Annotated in this window: 6 protein-coding genes; 4 read left to right on the top strand and 2 right to left on the bottom strand. The window is 38.1% G+C overall.

What is annotated here, in order from left to right; translation table 11 throughout:
* Positions 1-631 (bottom strand): transposase (locus tag J7K93_13270; GenBank protein MCD6117971.1); only part of this gene is annotated, 631 nt, incomplete at its 3' end.
* Entirely contained in the window at positions 625-798 is a 174-nt protein-coding gene (locus tag J7K93_13265) for a hypothetical protein (GenBank protein MCD6117970.1), read from the bottom strand. The genes J7K93_13270 and J7K93_13265, both read right to left, overlap by 7 nt.
* A 191-nt stretch (positions 799-989) precedes the next feature.
* On the opposite strand from J7K93_13265, the gene J7K93_13260 reads away from it, so the two are divergent.
* The 4 genes from J7K93_13260 to J7K93_13245 all read left to right on the top strand — a co-directional run bounded on the left by J7K93_13260 (position 990) and on the right by J7K93_13245 (position 5,905).
* Positions 990-4,259: a PD40 domain-containing protein gene (locus J7K93_13260; protein ID MCD6117969.1), complete on the top strand. Its 3,270-nt coding sequence runs from the start codon at positions 990-992 to the stop codon at positions 4,257-4,259.
* 254 nt (positions 4,260-4,513) lie between these two features.
* Positions 4,514-5,233: an SIMPL domain-containing protein gene (locus J7K93_13255; protein ID MCD6117968.1), complete on the top strand. Its 720-nt coding sequence runs from the start codon at positions 4,514-4,516 to the stop codon at positions 5,231-5,233.
* A 137-nt stretch (positions 5,234-5,370) separates the two neighbouring features.
* Positions 5,371-5,664, top strand: coding sequence for a hypothetical protein (locus tag J7K93_13250; protein ID MCD6117967.1), 294 nt, complete (start codon positions 5,371-5,373; stop codon positions 5,662-5,664).
* A gap of 61 nt (positions 5,665-5,725) precedes the next feature.
* The gene (locus tag J7K93_13245; protein MCD6117966.1) at positions 5,726-5,905 is read left to right on the top strand and encodes a type II toxin-antitoxin system HicB family antitoxin; all 180 of its coding nucleotides are present in this window, start codon (positions 5,726-5,728) and stop codon (positions 5,903-5,905) included.
* Positions 5,906-5,921: the final 16 nt, after the last annotated feature.

Raw genomic sequence — 5,921 nt, 5'->3', positions numbered from 1 at the left:
TCTTTTTGGGACGAGGCAGAGTCATATCCAAATACCTATACCCAGTTTGCCATTTCTCGGATTGTTCAATGCACATACTCCCAAACAATCTTATAATAGACTCAACATTGGGAAATATTCTTATAACCCGGCTTCTCCTCAAAAGCTCCTGATTAAATCTTTCAATCATGTTTGTTGAACGCATTCGTTTTTGATGTTCAAAAGGAAGACTATATACTGAGAAACAGGACTCTATCTCATTATCAAGCCATTCTGATATCTCTTTTTTATATGATTCTAATTCTATGACCAATTTATCCTTACGTTCAATTGCTTCTTTTATGTCAGGAGCATTGAATACATCTTTTAATTTACGTAAATAATCGGGACGCTCTTTTTTACTGAACTTACTCATGAAATACCTGATAAAATGGACTTGACAACGCTGCCAGGCTGATCCCTGAAACTCCCGCTTTATTGACTTAACAAGTCCGGAATGATCGTCAGATACTACATAAGTTACACCTTTTAATCCTCTGTCCTTCAATCCCCTGAATATATTTGTCCAGGTTTGTTCATCTTCACTATCGCCTACATCTACTGACAGTATCTCCCTGTATCCTTTACTACTTATGCCTATTACTATTAACACTGCCTGTCACCTGTACGATCGTAAGGCTTTGCCTGTATTTTGCTCTCAAACTCTGCTTCTAATATCTTTTGAAGATTCTCTTGTATCAGCTTTTTAAGAAAATCCGAATCGTCCAACAAAACCTTTTGCATTTCTCTGACTAATCCGTTATCTTTTTTATGTGCCATATCTCTTCCTTTCTTTTTTTAAAAAATTAATTTTTTCATTTTAATTTAGGAAGAATATGACACTTTTTCAATAATATGCCTTTTTACACAAATTTAAGGACACAACATAGGCTATAATGCAACATTCCTGATATATCTGCGTAAACATATTGTCTAAATCAATATTCAAATATATTCAGGAAGGAGAACAAATGGTAAGAAAAATTTTTCTTGTTTTGTTAGTTGTTGTGTCTGCATCAGCGCTTTTTGCAGGAAGCGGGCCGCTGTGGATGAGGTATTCTGCAATATCACCTGACGGGCAGACTATTGCATTTTCCTACAAAGGCGATATTTACTGCGTAAGCGCTGAAGGAGGAAGAGCATACCCGTTAACATTTCATGAAGCTTATGATTTTATGCCTGTATGGTCTCCGGACAGTAAAACAATTGCATTTGCCTCTTTCAGGCACGGAAATTACGATGTTTATATTATTCCTGCACAGGGCGGAGTTCCAAAACGGCTGACTACACACTCTGCCGGCGAATTCCCTTCCACGTTTACTCCTGACGGTAAATATGTGGTTTTTTCTGCCCACATTATGGATGATTATAAAAACGTACAGTTTCCGTCAGGCGGACTGCCGGAATTATATAAGGTTTCTGTAAAAGGCGGAAGGCCTGTTCAGATACTTACAACACCAGCATTGGATGTTTGTTTTAATAAACAAGGTACAAAAATCGTATATCATGATGTAAAAGGATATGAAGACAACTGGAGAAAACATCATACATCTTCTGTAACAAGAGATGTATGGATGTATGATATGCTTTTAAAAAAATATACAAAATTGACAAGTTTTAATGGTGAGGACCGTAATCCTCTGTTTTCTCCTGATGATTCAAAAATATATTATCTAAGCGAAAAATTCGGGACTTTTAATGTGTGCTCTTTCCCGGTCAGCAACACAGATAATGTAACTCAAATTACTTTTTTTAAAAGAAATCCTGTCAGATTTCTGTCTGTATCTGACGGAGGGACCCTGTGTTTCGGATTTGACGGTGAAATTTATACAATGAAACCCGGGCAGAAACCGGCCAAGGTTGCAATTAAAATTTATTCAGATGTAAAAGAGAACAGCGTGGATTATAAAGTTATCCGCAGCGGCGCGACAGATATGGCGGTTTCTCCGGACGGCAAAGAAGTTGCATTTATTGTACGGGGTGAAGTGTATGTTACATCTGTGGATTACTCAACAACAAAACAGATCACAAAGACTCCGGAGCAGGAAAGATCCGTAAGCTTCAGCCCTGACGGAAGGACACTTCTCTATGCTTCTGAAAGAGACGGGAGCTGGAATGTCTATAAAACATCAACAGTACGTGATGATGAAAAACATTTTTACAGGTCAACTCTCTTAAAGGAAGAACCGGTTATAGCAACCGGTAAAGAGGAGTTCCAGCCGGCTTTTTCCCCTGATGGAAAAGAAGTTGCGTATCTCGAAGAACGTACAACCCTTAAAGTGATCAATCTGAAAACAAAGAAGGTACGGACCGTTCTTCCCGGAAATCTCAACTACTCCTACAGTGACGGAGACCAGTGGTATCAATGGTCACCGGACGGAAAATGGTTTCTTGCTGCGTTTTCACCGAATGCACTCTTTTCAAATGACGTAGCACTTATCAGCGCAGACGGAAAAGCAAAGATTGAAAATCTGACAAACAGCGGGTACTCGGACGGAGAACCCAAGTGGATGATGGGCGGAAAGTCAATGATCTGGTTTTCAGACCGGCAGGGGCTGCGAAGCCACGGAAGCTGGGGTGCCCAGAGTGATGTTTATGCTATGTTTTTCACAAAAAAAGCATGGGATGAATTCAACCTAAGCAAGGAAGATTACGAAAATTATAAAGAACAGAAAAAAAATGACGAGAAGGATAAAAAGGATAAAAAAGATTCTGATAAATCTGACAAAAAAGAACCAAAAGGCAAAAAAGAAGAAAAAGATAAGACCGAACCTTTAAAAATTAATTTGAAAAATATTGATGACCGTGTAATGCGCCTTACTATCAACTCTTCAAATCTTGCGGATGCTGTTTTATCTCCTGACGGAGAAAAACTTTACTACCTCAGTAAATTTGAAGGCGGACACGATCTCTGGGTCAGAAATATCAGAGAGAATGAGACCAAACTTTTAATTAAACTCCACGGACGCGGCGGTACACTGCACATGGATAAAAAGGGGGAAACATTATTTCTGTTCTCCGGCGGTAAAATCACAAAAATCGAAGTCGGCTCGCACAAGCGTAAACCAGTCTCATTTGCAGCAGAAATTAATCTTAATAATCCTGCTGAAAAACAGTATCTGTTTGAACACATGTGGCGCCAGGTTGTTAAGAAGTTTTATGTAAAGAATCTTCAGAATGTAGACTGGAATTATTATAAAAAAGAGTACGCCAGGTTCCTGCCATACATTGATAACAATTTTGATTTTGCAGAGATGATGAGCGAACTTCTCGGAGAGCTTAACGCATCTCATACAGGATGCCGTTATCGTCCCAGAGTTGAAAACGGAGACAGAACAGCAAGCCTCGGACTCTTTTTTGATAATAAATACAACGGCAATGGACTGAGAGTTGTGGAAGTTATTGAAAAAGGTCCCTTTGATAATGCCGAATCTAAGGTAAAACCAGTGGTTATTCTTGAGAAACTCGATGGCACAGAAATTAAAAAGGGAATGGATTATTATCCTCTGCTTAATCATAAAGCAGGTAAAATCATGCTTGTTTCCTTTTATGATCCTGCTTTAAAAACAAGGTGGGATGAGAAGATTAAACCTATTTCATTTGGAATGGAAAATCAACTTCTTTATGAAAGATGGGTTAAACAGCGCAGAGAGGAAACAGAAAGACTGTCCGGCGGACGTCTCGGTTATGTGCATGTGCGAGGTATGAACAGTGCAAGTTTCAGAAAAGTCTATTCGGAAATTCTCGGCAGAAACTTTCATAAAGAAGGACTTGTAGTTGACACAAGATTTAACGGAGGCGGATGGCTGCATGATGATCTTGCCACTTTGTTAAATGGGAAAAAATATGTGGATTTTGTTCCGAGAGGCCAGTATTACGGATATGAGCCTATGAACAAGTGGATTAAGAAATCAATTGTAGTGATGTCAGAATCCAACTACAGCGATGCCCACGGGTTCCCCTTTACTTACAGGGCTCTTGGAATTGGTAAACTAGTTGGTATGCCTGTCCCCGGAACAATGACAGCAGTATGGTGGGAGCGGCAGCAGGATCCGACTCTGGTTTTCGGAATACCTCAGGTCGGTACAAAAGATATTGAAGGTCATTATCTTGAAAACTTACAGCTTGAACCTGATGTAAAGGTCGCACAGGATACTGAAGTTGTAGTTAACGGAAGAGACCAGCAGATTGAAACTGCAGTAAAAATACTGCTTAAGGATATTGACAGTTCTAAAAAGTAACACATTTTACGAACAACCAATAAAGGGCGGCCTTAATAGAAGGCTGCCCTTTTAATTTACGAAAACTTCATAAAGATGCTTTAAAATCCTTGCCCCTTAAATTTACCCATAAAATTCCGGAATGTGCCTGAATAACAAAATTTGTTGCATTTTTCAAAATGGCTTAATACATTAAAAGTATGTTTATTCCTCTGATGATAATACAAATTTCTCATCTTTAACAATTAAAATTGCTGCCAATTAAGGAGACTGACATGGAAAATAAAATTTTTAGTAACAGCCTTGTATTGGGGATTTCAATATTTTTAGGACTATCTGCTTTGGGTTTTCTGATTGGCAGGAGTGCAATAAAAGTAAAAGAGTATGAGCGTACGGTCAGAGTAAAGGGGCTGTCCGAAAGAGAATATCCTGCAGATATTGTACTGTGGCCGATAAAGTTTACAGCAGCAAGCAATGATTTATCAGCTCTATACTCTTCTCTTGAACAGAGCACAAAAAAGATTCGTGCTTTTCTCAAAAAAAACGGAATTGATGAATCCGAAATATCCGTATCACTCCCTTATGTTACTGATAAATTAGCACAGCAGTACGGCAGCGGGCAGCGAGTAGAGTTCAGATATACTGCAATGCAGACAGTTACTGTGTATTCTAAAAAAGTTGATCTTGTCCGGAAAACAATAAAAAAGCTTGCTGACCTCGGCAAGCAGGGAATTGTGTTTTCCGGTGATGAATACAGCATTTCCACTGAGTATATTTTTACAAAGCTTAATGAAGTTAAACCTGAAATGATTGAAGAAGCTACCAGAAAAGCAAGAGAAGTTGCCGAAAAATTTGCAAAGGACTCCAAAAGCCATCTTGGTAAAATAAAAAGAGCAAGCCAGGGGCAGTTTACAATATCGCCCCGTGACAGAAATAATCCTCATATAAAAAGAGTGAGAGTTGTATCTACTATTGAATACTATTTGTCGGATTGAGTGCCATCAGAAGTTTTCCGGTTTATGTCTGAAAATGTGCTGTCAGGTTTGAGAAATTAATGTGAAATATTCTTTCGGTAAAAGTGTTAATAAAACGGTGTCTAAAATTCAAAACATGCTAATACAAGGGAGACAAAATGACAGTATCCATAGGAGCAATTATAGCCTCAAAAAAACGCCGCCACATAATCAATACTTTTCGTGAGAAGGGCGCCGTTTCACAACAAGAAGCACTATCTCTGGAAAACCTTGGACTTTCTGAGTCTCTAATTTTTAATATACAGAAAAGAAAAAGTGTAATTGTCAAAACCGAAGAGGGCCTTTTTTATCTTGATGAAAAACAGAAAGAAAAGTCAGACAGATACAGAATATCTGCAATAGGGATTATTATCATACTAACTGTTCTGGTTATCTATTTATTAAGCAGATAGATATTAAATCTGCTCTTAAACAATATGTTTACCAAAAACAATTCAATCAGGAGTAAACTATATGAAAGTAAACATAGTAATTGAAAAAGATCAAAACGGATATTACTCATTTTGTCCGGAATTAAAAGGATGCCATAGTCAGGGAGACACATTTGAAGAGGTTCTTGCAAATATTAAAGAAGCCATAGAGCTATATATTGAGACTTTATCTCCTGAAGACAGGCAGTACTGTCTATCTTAAAAAATATTAACAAATT

It is taken from the genome of bacterium, assembly GCA_021158245.1.
Classification (GTDB): domain Bacteria; phylum Zhuqueibacterota; class QNDG01; order QNDG01; family QNDG01; genus QNDG01.
Note: the sequence above shows the minus strand (reverse complement) of the source record. Positions and strands in the feature narration are given on the sequence as shown.

Coding starts and splice junctions, on each gene's coding strand:
- J7K93_13255 (MCD6117968.1), top strand. CDS start 4,514: ATGGAAAATAAAATTTTTAGTAACAGCCTTGTATTGGGGATTTCAATA.
- J7K93_13265 (MCD6117970.1), bottom strand. CDS start 798: ATGGCACATAAAAAAGATAACGGATTAGTCAGAGAAATGCAAAAGGTT.
- J7K93_13245 (MCD6117966.1), top strand. CDS start 5,726: ATGAAAGTAAACATAGTAATTGAAAAAGATCAAAACGGATATTACTCA.
- J7K93_13250 (MCD6117967.1), top strand. CDS start 5,371: ATGACAGTATCCATAGGAGCAATTATAGCCTCAAAAAAACGCCGCCAC.
- J7K93_13260 (MCD6117969.1), top strand. CDS start 990: ATGGTAAGAAAAATTTTTCTTGTTTTGTTAGTTGTTGTGTCTGCATCA.